The sequence below is a fragment of the Streptosporangium sp. H13245 genome, from assembly GCF_055690525.1.
In genome coordinates this window covers 16,143-39,100 of record NZ_JBSZKT010000029.1, presented here as the reverse complement: position 1 = coordinate 39,100, position 22,958 = coordinate 16,143, and the positions used below count along the sequence as shown (strand labels likewise).

Sequence of the window (22,958 nt, the reverse complement as noted above, 5' to 3'; positions counted from 1 at the left end):
GCGCCGGTCACCGTCGTCCCGACCGGCCGGTGAGGGGGCCGCCGCGAGCCGGTAGGTTGCTCCCTGTGCCTCACAAGAGCATCCGGGTGCCCGGAGAGTCCCATCCGCGGCTCGACGACGGTTTCGAACGGATCCGCCGTGAGATGAAACTGCCCGAGGGGTTCCCCCGGGCGGTGGTCGACGAGGCCGAGTGGGTCGCCGAGGTGCCCGCTCTGCCCCGGCTCGACCGGACCGACCTGCCGCTGATCACCATCGACCCTCCGGGGGCGATGGACCTCGACCAGGCCGTGCACCTGGAGGAGCAGCCCGGCGGCTACCGCGTCTGGTACGCCATCGCCGACGTCGGGGCGTTCGTCAGGCCAGGCGGCGCGATCGACGCCGAGGCCCGCGTCCGGGGCGAGACGGTCTACATGCCCGACGGGCGCGTGCCGCTGCACCCGCCCGTGCTGTCCGAGGGCGCCGCCAGCCTGCTGCCCGGCGTGACGCGGCCCGCCGCGCTGTGGTGCGTCGACCTGGACGCCGAGGGCCGGATCGTGGGCGCGGACGTGACCAGGGCGCTGGTACGCAGCCGCGAGCGGCTCGACTACGACTACGCGCAGGCCGCGATCGACACCGGCACCGCCGACGGCACGCTGCGGCTGCTGGCCGAGATCGGCCGGCTCAGGCTCGCCCAGGAGCGGGCCAGGGGCGGCGTGACGCTGCCCACCCCCGACCAGGAGGTCGTCCCCGACGGTGACGGCTACCGGGTGGAGCTGCGCGCCCCGCTGGACGCCGAGGCGTGGAACGCGCAGATCTCGCTGCTGACGGGCATGGCCGCCGCCTCCATGATGCTGGACGCCGAGATCGGCCTGCTGCGGGTGCTGCCGCCCGCCCCGGCCGAGAGGATAGCCCAGGTCCGCCGGGTGGCCGCCGCCCTCGGCGTGCCCTGGCCCGAGGGCGCCGGGTACGGCGACGTCGTGCACTCCCTCGACCCGAAGATCCCCGAGCAGGCCGCGTTCCTTCAGGAGTCGACGGTGCTGCTGCGCGGCGCCGGATACGTCGCCTTCAACGGCGAGCCGCCCGCGCAGGCGGAGCACGCCGCCGTGGGGGCGCCGTACGCGCACGTGACCGCTCCGCTGCGCCGCCTCGTCGACCGCTACGCCACGGAGATCTGCCTGGCCATCGCGGCGGGCGAGCCGGTGCCCCAGGACGTCCAGCGGGCGATGGGCGAGCTGCCGGAGATCATGCACGCCACCGGGCGCCGCGCGGGCGGCGTCGAGCGGGCGTGCGTGGACCTGGTGGAGGCCTTCGTCCTGCGCGAGCGGGTGGGCCAGACGTTCGACGCCGTGGTGATCGACGTGGCCGAGGACCGGCCGTGGGGCCAGGTGCAGGTCACCGACCCGGCGGTGGTGGCCCGCTGCGACGGCGAGGCGCTCCCGCTGGGGGAGACCGTACGCGTGCGGCTGACGCGCGCCGACCCGACCACCCGCGAGGTCCGCTTCAGCTTCGAACCGGGGACCGGGACTCAGGTCACGGACGAGTAGGCCACCACACCACGCCGCAGGGCGTCCATCGACTTGCCCGCGGTCTGCTTGACCTTGCTCCCCGCCGGGGCGGCGTCGGAGATCTGGCCGAGGAGGTCGAGCAGCTGCTTGGTCCAGCGGACGAAGTCTCCGGCGGCCAGCTCCGCACCGGCCACACCGTCGCGGAGCACGGCGTCCAGGGTGTGGCCCTTGGCCCAGCGGAAGGCCGCCCAGGCGAAGCCGAAGTCGGGCTCCCTGATGAACGACAGGCCGTGGTCGCTCTCGATCGACTCCAGCTCACCCCAGAGGCGCACCATGTCCGCCAGCGTCTTCTGGGCCGCTCCCGCGGGGATCCTGGGCTGGCGGGCGTCGTCGGCCTGCCGCGACTCGAAGACCAGTGACGACACGCACGCGGCCAGCTCGGCCGGGTCCAGGTCGTTCCAGAGCCCCGCGCGCAGGCACTCGGCGGTCAGCAGGTCCAGCTCGGTGTAGAGCTGGGCCAGGCGGCGGCCCTCGGCGGTGACGCTCTCGCCGTCGAGGTAGCCGAGCTGGTCGAGCACCCCGCAGACCTTGTCGAAGGTGCGGGCGATGACGTGCGAGCGGCCCTCGACCCGGCGGCGCAGGCCCTCGGTCTCGCGGAGCAGCTTGTGGTAGCGCTCGGCCCAGCGGGCGTGGTCCTCGCGCTCGTCGCACCCGTGGCAGGGGTGCTGGCGGATCTCCCGGCGCAGGCGGTTGATCTCGTCGTCCTCGGCGGCGTGGTCGCGCGCCCTGACCGGCTTGCCGAAGTCACGGTCGCCGATCTTGGCGTGCACGGAGGAGACCAGGTTGGCCCGTTCCTTGGGCGAGCGGGCGTTGAAGTTCTTCGGGATGCGCAGGTGCTCGACCGGCTCCACCGGGACGGGGAAGTCGGCCGGTGACAGCTTCTTGACCTGCTTGCCGATGGTCAGCACCAGCGGGGACGGCCCCTCGCCCCGGGAGTTGAGGCCGGGGTCGAGGACGACGGCCAGACCGGCGCGGCGCCCGCCGGGCACCCTGATGATGTCGCCGGGCTTGAGCGCCTCCAGCGAGCGCAGCGCCTGCGTCCTGCGGGCCGCGCCGCGCTGGCGCGACAGCTCGGCCTCCCGGTCGGACAGGGCCCTGCGCATCGCGGCGTACTCCTCGAAGTCGCCCAGGTGGCAGGTCATCGCCTGGCGGTAGCCCTCCAGGGCCTCCTCCGCGCGGCGCACCTGCTTGGCGATGCCCACCACGGCCCGGTCGGCCTGGAACTGCGCGAACGAGGACTCCAGGAGGGTCCTGGCCCGCTCCCTGCCCACCTGGCCGACGAGGTTGACCGCCATGTTGTACGAGGGCCGGAAGCTGGAGCGCAGCGGGTAGGTGCGGGTGCTGGCCAGGCCGGCGACCTGGAGCGGGTCGGTGCCCGGCTGCCACTGGACGACCGCGTGGCCCTCCACGTCGATGCCGCGGCGCCCGGCCCGCCCGGTGAGCTGGGTGTACTCGCCGGGGGTGAGGTCGGCGTGGGTCTCGCCGTTCCACTTGTCGAGCTTCTCGATCACCACGGAGCGGGCGGGCATGTTGATGCCCAGCGCGAGGGTCTCGGTGGCGAACACGGCCTTGACCAGGCCCCGGGTGAACAGCTCCTCGACGACCTCCTTGAAGGTCGGGAGCATGCCCGCGTGGTGGGCGGCCAGGCCGCGCTCCAGGGCGTCGCGCCACTCCAGGTAGCCGAGCACGCCCAGGTCCTCGTCGGGCAGGTGCGCGGTGCGCTCGTCGACGATCTGCCGGATCTCGTGGCGCTCGGCGTCGCCGGTGAGCCGGATGCCGTCGTGCAGGCACTGCATGACGGCGGCGTCGCAGCCTGCCCTGGAGAAGATGAACGTGATCGCGGGCAGCAGGGCGTCGGCGTCCAGGCGCTCGATCGCCGCCGCCCGGTCCGGCGGTCCGTTCCTGCGGGGCCGCGAGTAGCCTCGGCGCCCCCTGCCGTACGCCTGGCGCTCCTCGTCCTTGGCGATGCGCAGGAGGTTGGGGTTGATCTGCGGGCGCCGGTCCTCGTCGCCGGTGACGAACAGGTCGTAGATGCGGCTGCCGACGAGCATGTGCTGCCAGAGCGGGACCGGGCGGTGCTCGTCGACGATGACGCTGGTGTCGCCGCGGACCTCGCCCATCCACTCGCCGAACTCCTCGGCGTTGCTGACCGTGGCCGACAGGGCGACCAGGCGCACCGACTCGGGCAGGTGGATGATCACTTCTTCCCAGACCGCGCCGCGGAACCGGTCGGCGAGGTAGTGGACCTCGTCCATCACGACGAAACCGAGCCCCGCCAGGGTGGAGGACCCGGCGTAGAGCATGTTGCGCAGCACCTCGGTCGTCATGACGACGATGGGGGCCTCGCCGTTGACGCTGTTGTCACCGGTGAGCAGGCCGACCTTGTCGGCGCCGTACCGCTTGACCAGGTCGTTGTACTTCTGGTTGGACAGCGCCTTGATGGGGGTGGTGTAGAAGCACTTGCGACCCTCCTGCAGGGCCACGTGCACCGCGAACTCACCCACGACGGTCTTGCCCGAGCCGGTGGGGGCCGCCACGAGGACCCCGTCGCCCGCCTCCAGCGCCCGGCAGGCGTCGAGCTGGAAGTCGTCCAGCTCGAAGTCGTAGAGGCCGCGGAACGAGGTCAGCGCCGGCCCGCTCTCGGCCTGGCTCTGACGGAAGGCAGCGTATCGTTCCGCTGGGGTCGTCATGCCTCCAGCCTACCGATATCGGGATTCCGGTCCGCCCCCCCTTTCTTCCAGGGGCCGGCCGGTCACACGGGCGATTCCGGACAGGCCGTCGAACGGCACAGGGCGGCACAGGGCGGCGCTGAACGGCGCTGGGGCCCCGGCGGGCCTAGACGAGGACCGCCAGCGCGCCGGGGACGATCTCGCACGTCAGCGGGGTGGGGCCGACCCGCTCGCCGTCGGCGTAGGCGATCACTCCCGGCGCCTCCAGGGTCACCCGGCGGGCCCGGCGCATGGTGACGGCGGGGTGGGCGCCGTGGGAGCCCCGGTAGACGCGGGGGAAGGTACGCAGGAACTCCCCCCGGGGGACGGCCCCGAGGATCGTCACGTCCAGCAGGCCGTCGTCGGGGACGGCGCCGGGGCACACGCGCATACCGGCGCCGTAGGAGGAGGTGTTGCCGACCGCGACCAGCATCGCCTCGCGCTCGACGACCTCACCGTCCAGGTCGATCCTGAAGGGGATGGGCCGGAAGGAGCGCAGCTCCTCGGCGAGGGCGACCAGGTATCTGGCCATGCCGGGCGGCCAGGTCATCGTGTTGGCCCGCTCGTTGACCCTGGAGTCGAAGCCGCAGGCCAGCACCCCGGCGAACCACTCGTCCTCGCCCGCCTTCGCGGCGTCGACCGTGCGCACCCGCCCGCGCAGCACGGTGTCGGCGGCGGCCAGCGGCGCCTTCAGGGGGATGCCGAGCGCGGCGGCGATGTCGTTGCCGGTGCCCACCGGGATGACGCCCAGCGGCACGCCGCTGCCCGCGACCGCCTGGACGGCCAGGTGGACCAGGCCGTCGCCGCCGAAGGCGACCAGCGCCTCCGGCTCCTCGGCGACGGCCGTGCAGGCGCGTTCCAGGGCGTCGGAGGCGGAGTCTCCGAGGATCACCGAGACCTCGCGCCCGCCCTGCCTCAGGCGGTCGAGCACCGGGGAGAGCAGCCCCCGCGAACGGCCGCCGCGGGCGGCGGGGTTGACGAGGACTGCGATCTCTGCGGGCACAGACCGGAACTTATCCCCTATCTGCCGGGGTCGGTGTCGGTCGTTCTCGAATCGATAGGAGCCGGTTCCCCGACGGGGACCACGTCGCCCAGGGGCGAGGCGTCGTCGTCGAGGGAGGAGGCCTCGTCGTCGGACAGGTGGGAGAAGTCGTCGCCGTGCTTGGACCGCCTTCTCTCCCTGAGGTACATGAACCCCTCGGCCAGGGCGAAGAGCACCACCATCGGCAGGGCGAGCGCGATCATCGTGAACGGGTCGCCGCCGGGGGTGGCGACCGCGCCGAAGACGAACATGATGAAGATGACCATGCGGCGGTGCTTGGCCACCAGCGCGTGCGGCAGCACCCCGATGATGTTCAGGAACACCATGAGCAGCGGTAGCTCGAAGGAGATGCCGAACACGATGAGCATGATCAGCGCGTAGCCGAGATACTCGTCGATCGTGATGCCGGTGAGCGTTCCCGGAGGGGCGAAGCCCAGCAGGATCGACAGGCCCGTGTCCATCACGAAGTAGGCGAGGGCCGCGCCCGCGAGGAACAGCGGCACGGCCAGCATGATGAACAGGATCGAGTAGCGCTTCTCGTTGCGGTACAGGCCCGGGGTGACGAAGCCCCAGATCTGCCACAGCCAGATCGGCGAGGAGACGACGAGGCCGAACATCGCCGCGACCTTGAGGTTCACGAAGAAGGAGTCGAAGACGCCGAGGATCAGCATGGTGCACTGCCCCGGCCTCAGCTCCTGCGCCTGGGGAAGCCCGCAGTAGGGGGCCGAGACGAAAGACCAGATCGGGTCGAAGAAGATGAAACCGACGACGATTCCGGCGACCAGACCGAGCAGGGCGATGACCAGTCGGTTACGCAGCTCGCGCAGGTGCGCCATGAGCGGCATGCGACCGTCGTCCGCCTCGGGGGGCGGGGGTGCCGCCCCGTTCCGGCCCGATTTGGGCCACTTCAGCAGCGCCATTCGCGAATCCTGGGGTGACGAGTCGGGTGATCAGGGTAGATCTTCAGGCTACCGCCGATCACTGCGACCTGGGCGCTCCGGCCTGGGCGCGCAGCCGGGCGGCCTGCTCCTCAAGCCGGCGAGCCTCCTCCTCGGCGCTCAGCGGGGGAGCCGGGGCCGGGGTCGCCGCCGGGATCGGCTGCGGGACCGGGGCCGCGGGCTGGGGCTGCGCCTGGACGACCGTGGCGGTCGCGGTCGGCGGCTCATCCTCGTCGCGGAGCTTGGCGGTCTCCGACTTGAAGATGCGCAGCGACCGGCCGAGCCCGCGGGCGGCTTCCGGCAGCTTCTTGGCACCGAAGAGCAGCACCAGAATCAGGCCGATGATGATCAGCTCAGTGGGTCCGAGGTTGGGCATTACACATCCTTACGCCGGGCGACGTGCAGTATCTGCTCCCGATCGTACGCTCCCCCGGGGACAGACTCATCCCTTTGGCCCCGTACAGCCGCCGTACGCTCTCCGAACAGAACCCGAACGGGCTCCAGTCTCCCCTCCGTGCGGTCGACCTCGCGGCCCAGCTCGGCGGCCGCACGCAGCACGCGGACGGCCAGGAGGGCCAGGACGGCCAGCCCCGCGACGGCCAGCGAGATCGCGGCGAAGATCCAGCTCATGTGGGGAGACTCCAGATCCGTACGTCAGAAAACCGACTCGTAACGATTCAGCGCGGCGGTGGCCGCGGCCCGGACGCTCTCGTCCAGCGAGGCGGGCGAGACCACCCTGCCGGTGTCGCCGAGGCGCAGCGCCAGGCGTACCAGCCAGCCCTGGTCCCTGGCCCGCAGGGCCACCCGCAGGCGGCCCTCGCCGAGCTCCTCGACCCGCTCGCACGGGTAGTACTCGGCGACCCAGCGGCCCGCGGCGGTCAGCTCCAGCTCCACCAGCTCGTCGGTCGGCGAGGGCCGGAACACCCCGGGCGTCACCTCGTCGGCCACCGCGTCCGCGGGCGGGGCGGCGGGCACGTCGAGCACGTCGACGGAGAGCATCCGGTCCACCCGGAACAGCCGGACCGCCTCGGCCCGGTAGCACCAGCCGGACAGGTAGGGGCGGCCGTCCACGACGACCAGGCGCATCGGATCGACCTCGCGCGGGGTGATCTCGTCGCGTCCCGGCACGTAGTAGCGCAGCGACAGCCGCCTGCGGCTCCGCAGCGCCTCGTTGACGCTGGGCAGCGCGTCGGGCGCGGCGTCGACCTCCACCGCGACCTGGCTGCTGACCGCCGCCGCGCCCTCGCCCGAGGCCTGCTCGAACTTGGCGATGACCCGGGCCAGCGCGTCGCGCTCCCCGAACTCCGGCATCTCGGCGAGCAGGCGCAGCGCGACCAGCAGGGCGCTGGCCTCGTCCACGCCCAGCCGCAGCGGGCGGGCGATGGTCTCGGCGTTGTCGATGACGATCTCCCCGCCGTCCCACGACACGTCGATCAGGTCGCCGGGGGTGTGGCCGGGCAGCCCGCACATCCACACCAGCTGCAGGTCGTCGATGAGCTGCTTCTCGCTCAGCCCGAAAATCTTCGCGACCTCGGGCACCTGGGCCCCCGGGTGCGACATCAGGTAGGGAACCAGTGCCAGCAGCCTGGGCAGGCGATCGGCCGTGCTCACGCGAGTGCTCCCTTCAGGCGGCAGATGACCGCGTCACGGGCGTCCGGCGGGCCGACCACCTCGGCGTCCGCGGCGAAGCCCACGATCCACCCGGCGAGCCTGCCGGGGTCGGTGAAGTCGACGTCCAGCTCGTCCCAGCCGTCACCGGCGGGCCGCACCGCCTTCGCCACCTGGCGCAGCCCCTGGCAGGTGTCCCGCCTGACCCGGACGAGGGCGGTGCGCTCGCGGACGGCGGCGTCGCTGAACCCGACCATGGACCTGATGTCGACGCCCTCGGGCACCACCACGGCGCCGGGGCGGCCGACGGTGGTGACCGTGCCGCTGATCCGGCTGAGCCGGAAGACCCTCGGCGCGTCCCGGTCGCGGTCGTGGCCGACCATGTACCAGCGGCCCCGGCGGCTGACGACGCCCCACGGCTCCACAGTGCGGGTGAGCACGTTCTGGCTGGCCGCCGCCCGGTAGGCGAAGCGGACCGCGCGCCGGTCGCGTACGGCCTCCCAGAGCGCGGGGAAGGAGGGGTCCTGGGTGTCGACGCGCAGCTCCAGCGCCCCGCCGAGCACCCCGTGGGCCTCGTCGGTCTGCACGCCCCCGGCGCGCAGCTTCAGCAGGGCCCCGCTGGCCGCCTCGGCCAGGCTGGCCCGCTGCCACACCTGGGCCGCCAGGCCCACCACGGCGGCCTCGTCGGGCTCCAGGGTGATCTCCGGCAGCTCGTACGCCGAGCGGACGATCCGGTAGCCCGGATCCTCCTCCCACGGGTCCTTGTGGACCTCGATCGGGATGCCTATCTCCCGCAGCTCGTTCTTGTCCCGCTCGAACATCCGCTGGAAGGCCTCGTCGTTGTCGGCGTCGTAGCCCGGCACCGCCTGGCGGATGTGCTCGGCACTGAGCGGCCGCCGCGTGGCCAGCAGGCAGATCACGAGATTGAGCAGCCGCTCGGTCTTCCGGCGCGACATCCGGCCTCCTCCCTGTTCGAGTGACGCTACCCTTCCCCCGTGATCAGATGGCGCAGGGGTGAGGTCGTACGGATCCGGCGCGAATGGCCGGGGGCGGTGGAACTCGACGTGACCACCGGGGACGGTGAGGCTCGCGCGCTCGCCTATCCCGCCCTGGTGGGACGCCCCGAGCCCGGTGACGTGGTGCTGCTCAACACGACCGCGCTCGCGATGGGTCTCGGTACGGGAGGCTACGCCATGGTGGTGGCTGTTCCCGACCGTTTGCCACAAGATCCTCAAGGCCCCGGACACCTGGTGAAGGCACGCTACACCCCGTTGCAGGCCACCGTCCTCGGCGCGGACGAGCAGGATTCGCCCTTCCACGAGGTCCTGCGCGACGCCGACTCCGTGGACGGCATGCCGGTGATCGTCGCTGACCTGCACTCGGCCCTGCCCGCGATCCTCTGCGGCCTGTACGGGCAGAACCCCCCCGAGCCCGGGAGAACGCCCGTCAGGGTCGCCTACGTGATGCTCGACGGGGGCGCGCTGCCCGCCTGGTTCTCCATGTCGTGCGCGCGGCTGCGGGAGACCGGCTGGCTGTGCGGGGTCGTCACGGCGGGCCAGGCCTTCGGCGGCGACGTGGAGGTGGTGACCCCGCACACGGGCCTGCTGGCGGCCAGGCACGTCCTGGAGGCCGACGTCGCGATCGTCACCCAGGGGCCGGGCAACCTGGGCAGCGGCACCCGCTGGGGTTTCTCCGGCGTCTCGGCCGGCGAGGCGGTCAACGCCGCCGCCGTCCTGGAGGGCCGCCCGGTCGCGGCGCTGCGGGTCAGCGAGGGCGACCTGCGCGAGCGTCACATCGGGGTCTCACACCACTCGCTGACCGCCTACGGCCGGGTGGCGCTGGCCCCGGCCCAGATCGCCGTGCCCGTGCTGCCCGGCGACTTCGGCAGGCGGGTGGCCGAGCAGTCGCGCCCGCTCGCCGCGCGGCACGAGCTGGTCGAGGTGCCGGTGGACGGGCTGTACGAGGCGCTGCGGGAGTCTCCGGTACGGCTGTCGACGATGGGCCGGGGCCTGGACGAGGACCTGGCCTACTTCCTGGCCTCGGCCGCCGCCGGGCGCCACACGGCCTCGCTGCTGCCGTAGCGGTTCTCCGCCCGAAACCGGGACCGGCCCACGGCCCGGACGGCAGGCCGGACCGTGGGCCGGGAAGCGCGGAGCCCGGCCGTGCGCGCACGGCCGGGCTCCGGGACGGGGCAGGTCACCCCGGTGGATCGGTGAACCGGTGGATCAGTGGATCGGCGGGGTCAGTAGGCGCCCAGCACGTCGACCAGGAAGACCAGGGTGTCGGTGCCCTTGATCTTGTCGCCGGAGCCCGCCTTGCCGTAACCGAGATCCGGCGGGATGCTCAGCAGCACCCGGCTGCCGGTCGGGACGCCGACCAGACCCTGGTCCCAGCCCTTGATGACCTTGCCCGCCCCGATCTGGAACATGATCGGCTGACCGCCACGGGACCAGCTGCTGTCGAACTCGACGTCCGATCCCCAGATCTTCCCGGCGTACTGGACCAGGATCGACTGGCCGGACTTGACCTCGGGGCCCGTACCCTTGATCACGGTCTTGGCGACGAGCTCCTTGGGAGCCTTCTCCTTGGTCTTGGTGGTGAGCTTCGGCGCGGCGTCACCGGCTGGGTTCTCCACCTTGACACCGTCGAGACCGGGGTCGGTCGCGGTGCCCTTGGCGGCCTTCTCCTGGGGGACGCCCACGACGTCGACCACGAAGACCTGCGACTGGCCCGGAGGGGCCTGCGCCTGCTGCTCGGCGGGCAGCGCGTCCTTGGCGACGATCGACATGAACCTGCCGCCGCCCTTGGTCTCGGCGAAGCCCTTGCGGAGGATCTCCGGGACCTGCTCGTTGAGCGTGATGACCTGCGGCCCGCCCTCGTCGTAGGTCGACCCGGCGAGCTTGTTCTCCTTGCCGTCCCAGGTGAAGACGGTGAAGTTGGCGATGACACTGGTGCCGAGCTGGGCGGCCTCCCCCGTGGTGCCGGGGGTGAGCACCTTGAAGGAGGAGGTCTCGACGACCTTGGACGGGAAGGCGACGGTCGGCTTGGCACCGGCCTGCCCGGTCACCTGCAGCTCGGTGACCCCGCTGCTGCTGCTGGCAGGACTGGAGGCGCCGGTGGCCACGCCCCCGCCGGAGCCGCATGCTGCGGCGAACATCAGAGGCACTGCGGCCAGTACGGCCATGCTGCGGCGGCGCATAGGTATCCCTCAAGCAGACGTCAGGTTCGCGCCACACTACCCGTCCCGGCGTACGTAGGAGGTAAGGCCGGGACGAGCTTGCCGAAGTATGACCGTCACATTCCGGCGATGAGCTTGTCCACCCTCTCGTCGACGCTGCGGAAGGGGTCCTTGCACAGCACGGTGCGCTGTGCCTGGTCGTTGAGCTTCAGGTGCACCCAGTCGACGGTGAAGTCGCGGCGCTTCTCCTGCGCCTTGCGGATGAACTCACCGCGCAGCCGGGCCCGGGTGGTCTGCGGCGGCACCGACTTGGCCTCGAAGATCTTCAGGTCGGAGGCCACCCGCTCCACCGCGCCGCGCTTCTGCAGCAGGTAGAACAGGCCACGGCGGCGGTGCACGTCGTGGTAGGCGAGGTCGAGCTGGGCGACCCTGGGGCTCGACAGCGGCAGGTCGTACTTCTTGCGGTAGCGCTCGATCAGCTGGTATTTGGTCACCCAGTCGATCTCGCGGGCGACCTTGTCGAGGTTGCCGGTCTCGACCGCGTTGAGCGTGCGCTCCCACAGCTCCAGCACCCGGTGGCTGATCTCGTCGCCGCCACGGCGGTCGACGAAGTCGCGGGCCTTGGAGAGGTATTCCTCCTGGATCTCCAGCGAGGACGCCTCCCGGCCGTTGGCCAGCCGCACCCGCCGCCGCCCGGTCATGTCGTGGGAGACCTCCCTGATGGCCCGGATCGGGTTCTCCAGGGACAGGTCGCGCATCACGGTGCCCGCCTCGATCATGCGGAGCACCAGGTCGGTCGCGCCGACCTTGAGCAGCATGGTCGTCTCGCTCATGTTGGAGTCGCCGACGATGACGTGCAGGCGGCGGAACCGCTCGGCGTCGGCGTGCGGCTCGTCGCGGGTGTTGATGATCGGGCGCGACCGGGTGGTGGCGCTGGAGACGCCCTCCCAGATGTGCTCGGCCCGCTGGGAGACGCAGTAGACCGCTCCGCGCGGGGTCTGCAGCACCTTGCCCGCGCCGCAGATGATCTGCCGGGTGACCAGGAACGGGATCAGCACGTCGGCCAGGCGGCCGAACTCGCCGTGCCGGCCCACCAGGTAGTTCTCGTGGCAGCCGTAGGAGTTGCCCGCGGAGTCGGTGTTGTTCTTGAACAGGTAGATGTCCCCGGCGATGCCCTCCTCGCGGAGGCGCTTCTCGGCGTCAACGAGGAGGCCCTCCAGGATGCGCTCGCCCGCCTTGTCGTGGGTGACGAGCTCCACGACGTTGTCGCACTCGGGGGTGGCGTACTCGGGGTGGCTTCCCACGTCGAGATACAGGCGCGCCCCGTTGCGGAGGAAGACGTTGCTCGATCGGCCCCAGGAGACGACACGGCGGAATAGATAACGCGCTACCTCGTCGGGTGACAGCCGCCGCTGCCCCCTGAACGTGCAGGTGACGCCGTACTCGTTCTCAAGCCCGAAGATGCGACGATCCATTGCCTCACACTATTCGCCGAACCCCTCTCGCGGGAGGGATCATGGGGTTTTCGGTCGTACGGCTTATGCCCCAGGCTGTGAGCGGCTAAGCGCGGGCGCGGTCCATGCCCGGCCCGCGCCCGGTTCCCACCGGGTGTGAGGGGTGCGGAGGCGCCGGGATCGGCGGTTCCGATCAGCCTCCGCCCTGCCAGAAGATCTCGACAACCTTGGTGATCCTGCCGTTCTCCGTGGTGATCAGGGCCGGTCGGTGGCGGCCCTCCACCCCGGTCAGGGAGGCCGCCTCCCTGACGTCGCCGATCAGCGTCTCGCGGGCGCAGCTCTCGGTGCCGAGGCCGGTGGCCCTGTCATAGGTCCGCGCCGAGCCGTCACAGCCGTCGGCCGCGAGATACCGTACGTCCTCGGCGACGGGCGCCGCGTAGCGGACCACGTCGCCTTCCTCGGGACCGTCGAAGTGGCCGTCCTCGCCGCCGCGCTGGACGAAGCGGACCGGCCTGTACTCGGCCACCCCGTCGTCGTCCACGTCGGTGAGCCAGCCCCGCAGGACGCCCTCGAAGGGCGGCGGCTGTCCCTTGCTCCAGTCGTGCTCGGGAGGGTCCTGGAACTCGGTACCGAAGATCTCAGGGACGGCCGAGGGCCTGGAGGCCGGGGTGAGCCCGGATGCGGGTACGGAGAGGGCGGGCGCGGAGGAAACGGGCGCGGAGGAGGCGGCGGCCGGGGAAGGGGCCGGGGCGGGTTCCGCGGCGCAGCCGGACGCCAGTGCCACGGCCGCGAGCAGGGCGAGCGCCACGCCGGGCCGTCGCGAAGCGGCAGGGGTGGGGGCGGCCGTATGGAGGGCGAGCCTGGTCCGGGCCCGGGGGGTGGTGTCGTTCACGCAGGGTGTGACCACGGCGGAACGGGATCGGTTGGCCGGAGGGAATGTGATCCAGGGCACAGTGCCGGTGGGCGGTCCCGTCCGGCGAGGGAGTGCCGTCCCCGGGTGGGGGCACTCCCGCGCCGGACGGTCAGCCGTGCGGTCAGCCGTCCGGCGTGGCACCGGCGTCGCCGGTGGGCGCGCTCAGCCGCTGGACCCGGTGTCGATGTCGCCGTCGGGGGCGGTCGGCGGGGCGCCGGGCGTCTCGGGCGCGGAGAGGGGGTTCTCCTCCTTGGCCGCCTGGGCGGCAGACTCGGCCGCGGGGGCCCCGTCGGCCAGCAGCCGCTCCAGCCTGGGGCCGTTGAGCCGCAGGAACTTGCGGTGCGGGCGGTTGCGGTCGAGCACCGCCACCTCCAGCTGGTTCGCGGGGAAGCGCTCGCCTCCGGGCTCGGTCAGCGCGAACAGCGCCGCCTCCAGCGCCTCGCCCAGCGACAGGCCGTCGCGGTAGCGCTCCTTGAGACGGCTCGCCACCGCCTCGGCCTGGCCGCCCATGGCCACCAGGCCCGCCTCGTCGAAGACCGAGCCGTCGAAGGTCAGCCGGTAGATGTGGTCCTCGTCGGAGGAGTCGCCGACCTCGGCGACCACGATCTCCACCTCGAACGGCTTCAGCGACTCGGTGAAGATCTGGCCGAGGTTCTGCGCGTAGAGGTTGGCCAGGCCACGGGCGGTGACGTCGTCGCGGGCGTAGGTGTAGCCGTTGATGTCGGCGTATCGGATGCCGCCGAGGCGCAGGGCCTCGAACTCGTTGTAGCGGCCGACCGCGGCGAACCCGATCTTGTCGTAGATCTCGCTGATCTTGTGCAGGGCGCGGGACGGGTTGGGTGCGACGAACAGGATGCCGTCCTCGTACTGCAGGACGACGACGCTACGGCCCCGCGCGATCCCCTTGCGCGCGTAGTCCGCCTTGTCCCGCATCTGCTGCTCGGGCGAGACATATCCAAAAGGCATGGACACCTGGGGTGATCCTCTCGTGTTAGCGCAGCGGGGCGGTGGGACCGTCGGGGCGGTCCGCCCGGGATTCGATCACGACCCGGACGAGCTCTCCGACCTCCTCGTCGGGGAGCCGGTGGTATCCGTCGGCGGTGATCACCGCGACGACGGGCCAGATCTTGCGGATCACGTCGGGACCGCCGGTCGCCGAGTCGTCGTCGGCCGCGTCGTAGAGGGCCTGGATCAGCGTCAGCACGGTGTCCTCGGGTGAGGCGCCCTCGCGGTAGAGCTTCTTCAGCGCGCCCCGCGCGAAGATCGAGCCGGATCCGATCGAGTGGTAGTCACGCTGCTCGTAGGGGCCGCCGCCCACGTCGTAACTGAAGATCCGGCCGCCGTCGACGTCGGGGTCGTAGGCGGCGAAGAGCGGGACGACCACGAGCCCCTGCATCGCCATCGGCAGGTTGCCGCGGATCATCGTGGCGAGCCGGTTGGCCTTGCCCGTCACCGAGAGCGTGCGGCCCTCGCGCTTCTCGTAGTGTTCGAGCTCCACCCGGTAGAGGCGGGCCATCTCGATGCCGGTGCTCGCCGCCCCGGCGATGCCCATGCCCGAGTGGTCGTCGGTGCGGAACACCTTCTCCATGTCACGCTGGGAGATGATGTTGCCGGAGGTCGCCCGGCGGTCGCCCGCGATCACCACGCCACCGGCGCACATCGCCGCGACGATCGTGGTGGCGTGCGGGATCTGATCGCCCACCGGGGTTGCCAGGGCCTCGTTACGGCCAGGCAGCAAGTCCGGCGAATGGGACCTGACAAACTCGGTGAACGAGGAGCTCCCGGTGTCGGTAAAGATGTGATTCACCATGCCGGCGGGCAGGTCCCTGTGAGATCCCACGCGACTCCCTCCAAAGGTGCAGTCCTTTAAGGCCCGACCTTACTCATCTTGCCGTGTTGCTTGCACTTCCCTGGATCAGCTCAGCGCGAACCACCTCCGCCGGGCTTTTGAATCTTTACGGGTGATCGGCCCCGGCCGCCGGATCCGTCGCGGATCCCCCCGGACACGGCGAACACGACGGCGCCGCGAAGGCGACCGGCGGCCCGTACGGCCCGCCCGGACCGCCCAGACCGCGCGGGCGGGCCCCGCCCGCGAGGGGCGCGTGGACGGCACCCCCGGAGAACGCGGGACGGTGCCCACAAAAGGGACGGTGCCCATAGAAGGAGACGGTGCCCATAGGAGGCGCGTAGACGGTGCTCGCGGAAGGACGTCGCGAGGGCCGGTGCCCGGCGGAGAGCGCGGGACGGTATCCGCGAGGAGCGCGTAGGCGGCGCTCGCGGAAGGTTCGGGGCGGCGCCCGTGGTGCTCCATCGCGCCGGCTCCCGTCACGGAGGTGGCGGGGCCGGCGGGAACGGCCGGCCCGCCGGGCCGGGAACGGTCGCGGCCGGATCGGCCCGCGCCTTCCCGTTTCGTACTCCGGACGGTTCTCATTCCCTCCGGGAACCGTTCCCGGAGGGGTCTCCCCTTGATCGACTCAGCGTGTTCGCGGCGGCTGGAGGCGGAGCACCCGGGAGGGCGCGCCCCCGGCGGGGGACGGCCGCACGTCACCCGCCCGCCGGACCCGGCGGGAGCCGGGCCTGGCCCGCGGTCAGGACGGGTCTCCCGGCTCCCCGCCGGATCCGCCCTCACCCCTGACCTTGGATCTGACCGTGAATCGCGGTGGACGGACCTACTGTCCGCCCTTCTGGACGTAGCTCCTCACGAACTCCTCGGCGTTCTCCTCCAGGACCTCGTCGATCTCGTCGAGGATCGCGTCGACGTCGTCGGAGAGCTTCTCGTGACGTTCCTGGACGTCGGAGGTTTCCGCGGCGGCGGTCTCCTCGACCTCCTTGTCGGTCCGGCCGGTCTGCTTCTGGCCGCCGGTGTCCTTGTTTGCCATGTGTGGCACCTCCACCTGGGGGACGGATCTGATTCATATCTTCCCCGAACCGGGCGACATTGCGCGCGGATCGTCCCGCGATCTTTACGGGAGCCCGTACGGGCCGTGCCGAGGTCCTGCCCGCCAGGGAACCCCTCCCGGGGCCCCAAGGCAAATCCGCCCCCTCGGCCGGATGGCGGCCCCACCTCGTCCCGCGCCTTCCGGCCGCTCCCACAAGGGGCGCCCGGCCGCCCCGGCGCGAGGCGAGGGAGAATCGGGGCCGGGGCCGTCTTCGGGGATCCGGAGCCGCCGGGGCGCCGCTCACCTGCCCGATGTGACCACCGTCACCCCCGGATCCGGCCCGGTTTGGCGTTCGGAGGGAGATAGGGAACGTTCCAGGTAGGCCTTCGGGACGGAAAACTGCGATCATTGGGAGGTGAGCACCATCATCGCGCGCAGGTACAAGCTCGTCTCACGCGTCGGCCAGGGGGCGACCGGCGTCGTCTGGCGCGCATACGACCTGCTTCTGGAGCGTGAGGTGGCCCTCAAGGAGATACTCCTGCCACCCGGGGCCGCCGCGGCCGAGCAGCGGCGGCGGGTGGTCAGGGAGGCGCGCATGGCGGCGCGGCTGAGCCACCGGGGCATCGTGACGGTGCACAACCTCACCGAGGAGGCCGAGCGCCTCTGGATCGTCATGGAGTTCCTGGAGGCGCTGACGCTGCACGACACGCTCGTGCAGGCGGGCCCGCTCCCGGTGGACCTGGTGGCGGCGATGGGGTGCCGCCTGCTGGAGGCGTTGCGGCACGCGCACGACGGCGGGGTGATCCATCGCGACATCAAGCCCGCCAACATCATGCTGACCGGCGACCGGGTGGTGCTGGCCGACTTCGGCTTCGCCGCGCCGGAGGGGGCGGCGACGACCTCGACGCGGGGCACCCCGGCGTTCATCGCGCCGGAGGCGCTGCAGGGCAGGGGCGGCACCCGCGAGGCGGACATGTGGTCGTTCGGCGCGACGCTGTACATGGCGGTGGAGGGCCGGACCCCGTTCCGTACGGTGAACTCGATGGCGGCGCTGGTGGCGGCGCTGCGCGAGCCGCCGAGGGCGCCGAAGCGGGCGGGCGCCCTGGAACCGGTGCTGCGGGGGCTGTTGCGCAAGGATCCGCGGGCGCGGCTGAGCGCCGCGCGGACCTCGAAGATGCTGGAGGACGTGCGCTGTTTCAGCGCGGCCTGAAGCCGTTCGCGAGCGTTCCGAAACGCGTTCGCCGCCCCCCGGGCGATTTTCCTGATTCCGTAATCAGGCTTTACGGCATGGAACAAAATTCCGTCGCGCCCATGCGTCTAAATCGTTACAGAGAATCACCATAGGTAATCACATAGTGCGCCGTCGCAGGTGAAAATATGAACCAGCTGAGGGGCCCGGCTTCTATGTGCAACAGGTGATTCATGGGAACAGATGCGGGAAAGGCACGCTTACTAGGCGATCGTTATCAGTTGGACTCGCCGATCGGGCGGGACGGCGTGGGCACGACGTGGCGGGCCCACGACTCCCTGCTCAGACGGAATGTGGCGATCAAGGAGATCCAGCCCCGGTTCGGCGAGAGCGGGGCGGACATCCACGACGCGCGGCGGCGGGCCCTGCGCGAGGCGCGCTCCGCCGGGAGGCTGAACCACCCGGCGGTGATCTCCGTGCACGACCTTCTCGAGGAGGACGGGCGGCTCTGGATCGTCATGGAGCTGCTGGAGGCCCTCACGCTCAAGGAGACCGTGCGGCACCTGGGCCACCTGCCGATCCACTGGGCGGCGTGGATCGGCTTCCAGCTGCTGAGCGGGCTGCGCCACGCGCACGGGGCGGGTGTCCTGCACCGGGACATCAACCCGCGCAACATCCTGCTGACCGGCGACCGGGTGGTGCTGGCCGACTTCGGCATCGCGGCGCTGCACGGCGATCCAGACAGCTCCTCGACCGTGCCGCTCGCCCACGTTCCCACCTTCGTCGCGCCGGAGCGGCTGCGGGGCGGGGCGCCGACCCCGGCGGGCGATCTGTGGTCGTTCGGGGCGAGCCTGTACTTCGCGGTGGAGGGCCGTCCTCCGCGCCCCACCTCCCGTACGCCGGCGCCGCGCGGCCCGGCGGACGGCGGGCACGAGGATCCGGCGACGCTGGCGGGGGTGCTGTGGCCCGTCCTGGAGGGGCTCCTCCGGCGCGATCCGGCGGCCCGCATCAGCATGGGGCAGGCCGGTCGCATGCTGTCGGCGATCCTGCACACCGAGGGGGTGGCCCTGGCCCCGCCGCGGCTGCCCGCGGCCCGGCTGCCCCCGGACGCCTTCGCCTAGGATTCCGCGCCCCTCACCCGACATTCAAGGCGAGGAAAATCGCCTTTCGTCCCTTCTTTCGCTTCCGTCGCGCGGGACCGGCCGTTTCACGACGGCCGGGATGCCTTTCCCTGAATCTCCCAATGAATGGACAAACAACCAGAATCACTCCGAACGAAAAACGGGGGGTCAGACGGCCGGGACGCGGCGGCAGGCCTCGACGAACCTGGAGGCCAGCCGTGGGCTACCGGCCCAGTGCAGGTGCAGGTAGGAGGCGGTGATCCGGCCGTCGGCGAACCCGTCGGCACCGCCCCGCCAGCGGAACAGCGGCCGGTCGGGGACGGGCTCGACCGCGGTGCGGTGGAACTCGTGGCCCCGGTAGCGCTCGCCGTCCCTGGTGAGCGGCGAGTCGCGGACGGCCACCGCGTCCCGGTAGCCGAGGGTGAGGGTGCCGGTCATCCTGGCCTCGATGTCGAGGACCCCGCACATCGGCCTGCCGTCCAGCCTCCTGGCGAGGTACAGCAGGCCCGCGCACTCGGCCGAGATCGGCCCGTCGAACGCGGCGACCTGGTCGCGCAGCGGCTCGTTGGCCGACAGCTCGGCCGCGTAGACCTCGGGGAAGCCGCCCCCGATGACGATCCCGCGAACCCCGTCGGGGAGGGCCTCGTCGACGAGCGGGTCGAAGGGGACGACCTCGGCCCCCGCCGCCGCCAGCAGCTCGGCCTGCTCGGTGTAGCCGAAGGTGAACGCCTGCCCTCCGGCGACCGCGATCCTCGTGACGGGGGCGGCGGGCGGCCCGGGACTCCACGGGACGGCGGGCAGCGGCGGCGCGGTACGGGCGAGGCGCAGGAGTTCCTCCAGGTCGCAGGAGGAGGCGACCAGGTCCGCGACGGCGTCCATCGCCCTGACGGCCTGGGTGCGGCGCTCGGCGGCCGGAACCAGGCCCAGGTGCCTGGAGGGGGTGGCGACGGCGTCGCTGCGGCGGATCGCGCCGAGCACGGGTATGCCGCTCTCGGCGAGCGCCTCGCGGCAGATGGCCTCGTGCCGTTCGGAGCCGATCCGGTTGAGGATCACCCCGCCGAGCCTGACGCGGGTGTCGTAGGAGGCGAAGCCGTGGACCAGCGCCGCCACGGAGCGGCTCTGCTTGGCGGCGTCCACGACCAGGACCACCGGGGCGCCGAGCAGCCTGGCGACGTGCGCGGTGGAGGCGAACTCGGTGGAGCCCGCGCCGTCGTACAGGCCCATCACGCCCTCCACGACGGCGACGTCCGCCCCGGCGGCGCCGTGCAGGAACAGCGGGGCGACGAGCTCCTCCCCCACCAGCCAGGGGTCGAGGTTGCGCCCGGGGCGTCCGGTGGCCATCGCGTGGTAGCTGGGGTCGATGTAGTCGGGCCCCACCTTGTGCGGGGAGACCGCCATGCCCCGGCGGGCGAGGGCGGCCATCAGGCCGGTCGCCACGGTCGTCTTGCCCGCTCCTGAGGCGGGGGCGGCGATGACCAGCCGGGCTACCACTCGATGCCCTTCTGACCCTTCTGCCCGGCGTCCATCGGGTGCTTGATCTTGCCCATCTCGGTGACGAGGTCGGCGGCGTCGAGCAGCCGGGGGTCGGCGTCGCGGCCGGTGACGACGACGTGCTGGCCGCCGGGGCGCCCGCGCAGGGTCTCGACCACCTCGTCGACGTCGATCCAGCCCCACTTCATCGGGTACGTGAACTCGTCGAGCACGTACAGGCGGAACGTCTCCGCGGCGAGGTCGCGCTTGATCTGCTCCCAGCCCTCGCGGGCGTCGGCGGCGTGGTCCTCCTCGCTGCCGGGACGCTGGATCCAGGACCAGCCCTCGCCCATCTTGTGCCAGGAGACCGGCCCGCCCTCACCGGAGTCGCCGAGTACCCGCAGTGCCCGTTCCTCGCCGATGCGCCACTTGGCGGACTTGACGAACTGGAAGACCCCGATCGGCCAGCCCTGGTTCCAGGCGCGCAGGGCCAGGCCGAAGGCGGCGGTGGACTTGCCCTTGCCCGGTCCCGTGTGGACGATCAGCAGCGGCCGGGTACGGCGCTGCCTGGTGGTCAGGCCGTCCTCGGGCACGCTGACGGGTTTGCCCTGCGGCATCGTCGCCCTCCCTTCGCTGTCATGCGACTCACTTCACTGTCGTACGGCACGGCGTCCTCGCCGCGCCAACCGCCCCTGCCGGTCCTTTGGCGGTCACGCGGCGCCGCGCCGCTCGCGGACCATTCCGGCCAGGTCGGTGAGGTCGTCGAGGTGTACGGTCTCCGCGCCCATCCGGGCCGCCAGGGAGGCGGCGAGGCCGAGGCGCACGTGGCCGCCCTCGCAGTCGACCACCACGCCCGCCACCCCGGCCAGCAGTCCCGCCGCGCGGTGGGACTCCTCGACGGTTCCCGAGGTGGCCCGCCCGTCGGTGACCAGGACCACCAGCGGGCGCCTGGACGGGTCGCGCAGGCGCTCGACCCGCAGCACCTCGGCGGCCCGCAGCAGACCGGCGGCCAGCGGGGTCCTGCCTCCGGTGGGAAGCTCGCGCAGCCGGGCCGCACCGGCCTCGACGGAGGAGGTGGGCGGCAGCACCAGGTCGGCGCGGGCGCCCCGGAAGGTGACGAGCCCGACCTTGTCGCGGCGCTGGTAGGCGTCGAGAAGCAGGCCGAGCACCGCTGTCTTGACCGCGCGCATGCGCTGCCTGGCGGCCATGGAACCGCTGGCGTCCACGACGAACAGCACCAGGTTGCCCTCGCGGCCCTCGCGGACCGCCTCCCGGAGGTCGCCGCGCCGCAGCAGCAGTCCCGGCCCGCTCCTGCCCCGCGCGACCTGGTACGGGGCGGCGGCGCCGACGGTGGCCCGCAGGTGGAGGGAGCCGGGGTGGCCCTCGGGGACCCGGGCCCCCGTGGTACGGCCCAGGGGCGTCCTGGCGCGCGACCGGCGCCCCGGGGCTCCCGCGCCGACGCCGGGGACGGTGAACAGCCTGGTGCCGCCCCCGGGCTCGGCGTCGAAGGTCCGCTCGCGGGCCGGTACTCCCCCGGCCGTCTCCCCCGGTTCCCGGGGATCCGCCGGGGCCTCCCGCATGCCGGAGGCGTCCCGGGCGTCCTGGGTGTCCGGGGGTACGGGCCGGGGGGCGTCCCCGTCGTGACCGCCGGTGCCGTCCGTGCCGTCCGTGCCCGGGTCGTCCGGGGAGGCGCCGCCGTCGGGCGCGGGGCCGTCCGGGCCTCCGTCGGGGTCGGTGCCCCCGGGGCCGCCGGAGTCGTCCGGGCCCTCGGGATCGCCGGGGTCGTCGGGGATCTGGTCCAGGAGGTCCTGGAGCTTGGACTCGTCCAGGCCGGGCGCGTCGAAGGGGTCGCGGCGGCGGCGGTGCGGGAGCGCGAGCCTGGCCGCCTCCCGTACGTCGTCGGCGGTGACGGAGGTGCGGCCCTGCCAGGCGGCGTGCGCGATCGCCGCGCCCGCGGTGACCAGGTCGGCCCGGAGCCCGTCCACCTCGAACCCCGCGCAGACGGTGGCGATCCTGAGCAGTGCCGCGTCCGGCAGGACGACCTGGGCGACCCTGGCCCGGGCCTCGGCGATGCGCGCGGCGAGCGCCCGCTCCTCGTCCGACCAGGCGGCGGCGAAGGCGTCGGGGTCGGCCTCGAAGGCCAGGCGGCGCCGGACCACGTCCACCCGCTGGGACGGTTCCCGCGAGGCCCGGACCTCCACGGTCAGCCCGAAGCGGTCGAGCAGCTGCGGGCGCAGCTCCCCCTCCTCGGGGTTCATCGTCCCGACCAGCAGGAACCGGGCGGCGTGCCGTACTGACACCCCCTCGCGCTCGACGTAGCAGGTCCCGAGGGCGGCGGCGTCGAGCAGCAGGTCCACCAGGTGGTCGTGGAGGAGGTTGACCTCGTCGACGTACAGGACGCCCCGGTGGGCACCCGCCAGGAGGCCGGGTTCGAAGGATTTCACGCCCTCGGTGAGAGCTCGTTCGATGTCGAGGGAGCCGACGAGGCGGTCCTCGGAGGCGCCGACGGGCAACTCGACCAGACGGGCGGGCCGGGCCTCACCGGAGCGGGCCGCCTCGGGCCGGGGCGCGGAGGACGCGGAGGACGCTGCCGCGCCGGTCCGGACGGTGCCTTCTGTACGGGCCTCGTGCGGCCCGTCGGGGCAGCCGGGGTCGGGGGCGGCGGGGTCGCAGGAGAAGCGGCAGCCGGGCACCACCTCGACGGGCGGCAGGAGGGCGGCCAGTGCCCGCACGATCGTGGACTTGGCGGTGCCCTTCTCCCCCCTGACCAGCACTCCCCCGACGCGGGGGGAGACCGCGTTGAGGATCAGCGCGAGTTTCAGGTCCTCCAGCCCCACGATCGCGGTGAAGGGATAGCGGGAGTCAGGCACCTTCGGGATCTCCTTTTCTGCGGCCGAACAGCCAAGCGGCCGAT

At 72.3% G+C, this 22,958-nt stretch carries 20 protein-coding genes; 4 read left to right on the top strand and 16 right to left on the bottom strand.

Annotated elements, in window-relative coordinates:
- Positions 1–65 precede the first annotated feature (65 nt).
- Complete coding sequence (locus ACW9TB_RS29555) at positions 66–1,523, top strand: RNB domain-containing ribonuclease (RefSeq protein WP_472751353.1); 1,458 nt, start codon at positions 66–68, stop codon at positions 1,521–1,523.
- Here the strand turns inward: ACW9TB_RS29555 and ACW9TB_RS29550 are convergent.
- The 7 genes from ACW9TB_RS29550 to ACW9TB_RS29520 all read right to left on the bottom strand — a co-directional run bounded on the left by ACW9TB_RS29550 (position 1,505) and on the right by ACW9TB_RS29520 (position 8,796).
- A complete protein-coding gene (locus ACW9TB_RS29550; protein ID WP_472751352.1) occupies positions 1,505–4,234 on the bottom strand; it encodes a DEAD/DEAH box helicase in 2,730 nt (909 codons plus the stop codon). The genes ACW9TB_RS29555 and ACW9TB_RS29550 overlap by 19 nt on opposite strands.
- 145 nt (positions 4,235–4,379) lie before the next feature.
- On the bottom strand, positions 4,380–5,255 hold the full coding sequence (locus tag ACW9TB_RS29545) for a diacylglycerol/lipid kinase family protein (RefSeq protein WP_472751351.1): 876 nt from the start codon (positions 5,253–5,255) through the stop codon (positions 4,380–4,382).
- A gap of 17 nt (positions 5,256–5,272) precedes the next feature.
- The gene (gene tatC, locus ACW9TB_RS29540; protein ID WP_472751350.1) at positions 5,273–6,214 is read right to left on the bottom strand and encodes a twin-arginine translocase subunit TatC; all 942 of its coding nucleotides are present in this window, start codon (positions 6,212–6,214) and stop codon (positions 5,273–5,275) included.
- Between the two features lie 58 nt (positions 6,215–6,272).
- Positions 6,273–6,608 (bottom strand): Sec-independent protein translocase subunit TatA, encoded by a 336-nt coding sequence (gene tatA, locus ACW9TB_RS29535; RefSeq protein ID WP_472751349.1) that lies wholly within the window; start codon positions 6,606–6,608, stop codon positions 6,273–6,275.
- The gene (locus tag ACW9TB_RS29530) at positions 6,608–6,862 is read right to left on the bottom strand and encodes a hypothetical protein (protein ID WP_472751348.1); all 255 of its coding nucleotides are present in this window, start codon (positions 6,860–6,862) and stop codon (positions 6,608–6,610) included. The genes tatA and ACW9TB_RS29530 overlap by 1 nt, the downstream gene beginning before the upstream one ends.
- Positions 6,863–6,886: 24 nt before the next feature.
- Positions 6,887–7,843 carry a helix-turn-helix transcriptional regulator gene (locus ACW9TB_RS29525; protein ID WP_472751347.1) on the bottom strand — a complete coding sequence of 319 codons (957 nt, stop codon included), beginning with the start codon at positions 7,841–7,843 and terminating at the stop codon, positions 6,887–6,889.
- Positions 7,840–8,796, bottom strand: coding sequence for a helix-turn-helix transcriptional regulator (locus ACW9TB_RS29520; RefSeq protein WP_472751346.1), 957 nt, complete (start codon positions 8,794–8,796; stop codon positions 7,840–7,842). Before ACW9TB_RS29520 ends, ACW9TB_RS29525 begins: the two co-directional genes overlap by 4 nt.
- Before the next feature lie 39 nt (positions 8,797–8,835).
- Here ACW9TB_RS29520 and ACW9TB_RS29515 point away from each other — a divergent pair, with 39 nt between their 5' ends.
- Positions 8,836–9,921, top strand: coding sequence for a DUF3866 family protein (locus tag ACW9TB_RS29515; protein WP_472751345.1), 1,086 nt, complete (start codon positions 8,836–8,838; stop codon positions 9,919–9,921).
- 161 nt (positions 9,922–10,082) lie between these two features.
- On the opposite strand, the gene ACW9TB_RS29510 is transcribed toward ACW9TB_RS29515, so the two are convergent.
- The 6 genes from ACW9TB_RS29510 to ACW9TB_RS29485 form a co-directional block, all read right to left on the bottom strand.
- Complete coding sequence (locus tag ACW9TB_RS29510; RefSeq protein WP_472751344.1) at positions 10,083–11,039, bottom strand: FKBP-type peptidyl-prolyl cis-trans isomerase; 957 nt, start codon at positions 11,037–11,039, stop codon at positions 10,083–10,085.
- Positions 11,040–11,134: 95 nt separating this feature from the next.
- Positions 11,135–12,493, bottom strand: a complete 1,359-nt coding sequence (gene pafA / locus ACW9TB_RS29505) for a Pup--protein ligase (RefSeq protein ID WP_030904553.1) — start codon at positions 12,491–12,493, stop codon at positions 11,135–11,137.
- Between the two features lie 172 nt (positions 12,494–12,665).
- Positions 12,666–13,379 carry a hypothetical protein gene (locus tag ACW9TB_RS29500; protein ID WP_472751343.1) on the bottom strand — a complete coding sequence of 238 codons (714 nt, stop codon included), beginning with the start codon at positions 13,377–13,379 and terminating at the stop codon, positions 12,666–12,668.
- A 168-nt stretch (positions 13,380–13,547) separates the two neighbouring features.
- Positions 13,548–14,351 (bottom strand): proteasome subunit alpha, encoded by an 804-nt coding sequence (prcA, locus tag ACW9TB_RS29495; protein WP_472751342.1) that lies wholly within the window; start codon positions 14,349–14,351, stop codon positions 13,548–13,550.
- A gap of 25 nt (positions 14,352–14,376) precedes the next feature.
- Positions 14,377–15,195, bottom strand: a complete 819-nt coding sequence (prcB, locus tag ACW9TB_RS29490) for a proteasome subunit beta (protein WP_472751412.1) — start codon at positions 15,193–15,195, stop codon at positions 14,377–14,379.
- A gap of 859 nt (positions 15,196–16,054) precedes the next feature.
- Positions 16,055–16,264: a ubiquitin-like protein Pup gene (locus ACW9TB_RS29485; RefSeq protein ID WP_472751341.1), complete on the bottom strand. Its 210-nt coding sequence runs from the start codon at positions 16,262–16,264 to the stop codon at positions 16,055–16,057.
- A 415-nt stretch (positions 16,265–16,679) separates the two neighbouring features.
- Here ACW9TB_RS29485 and ACW9TB_RS29480 point away from each other — a divergent pair, with 415 nt between their 5' ends.
- The gene (locus ACW9TB_RS29480; RefSeq protein WP_472751340.1) at positions 16,680–17,474 is read left to right on the top strand and encodes a serine/threonine-protein kinase; all 795 of its coding nucleotides are present in this window, start codon (positions 16,680–16,682) and stop codon (positions 17,472–17,474) included.
- 260 nt (positions 17,475–17,734) lie between these two features.
- Complete coding sequence (locus ACW9TB_RS29475) at positions 17,735–18,574, top strand: serine/threonine-protein kinase (protein WP_472751339.1); 840 nt, start codon at positions 17,735–17,737, stop codon at positions 18,572–18,574.
- Between the two features lie 168 nt (positions 18,575–18,742).
- On the opposite strand, the gene ACW9TB_RS29470 is transcribed toward ACW9TB_RS29475, so the two are convergent.
- The 3 genes from ACW9TB_RS29470 to ACW9TB_RS29460 form a co-directional block, all read right to left on the bottom strand.
- Positions 18,743–20,065, bottom strand: coding sequence for a cobyrinate a,c-diamide synthase (locus ACW9TB_RS29470; RefSeq protein WP_472751338.1), 1,323 nt, complete (start codon positions 20,063–20,065; stop codon positions 18,743–18,745).
- Positions 20,059–20,661, bottom strand: a complete 603-nt coding sequence (cobO, locus tag ACW9TB_RS29465) for a cob(I)yrinic acid a,c-diamide adenosyltransferase (RefSeq protein ID WP_329079316.1) — start codon at positions 20,659–20,661, stop codon at positions 20,059–20,061. Before cobO ends, ACW9TB_RS29470 begins: the two co-directional genes overlap by 7 nt.
- A 93-nt stretch (positions 20,662–20,754) precedes the next feature.
- Positions 20,755–22,923: a VWA domain-containing protein gene (locus ACW9TB_RS29460; RefSeq protein WP_472751411.1), complete on the bottom strand. Its 2,169-nt coding sequence runs from the start codon at positions 22,921–22,923 to the stop codon at positions 20,755–20,757.
- Positions 22,924–22,958: the final 35 nt, after the last annotated feature.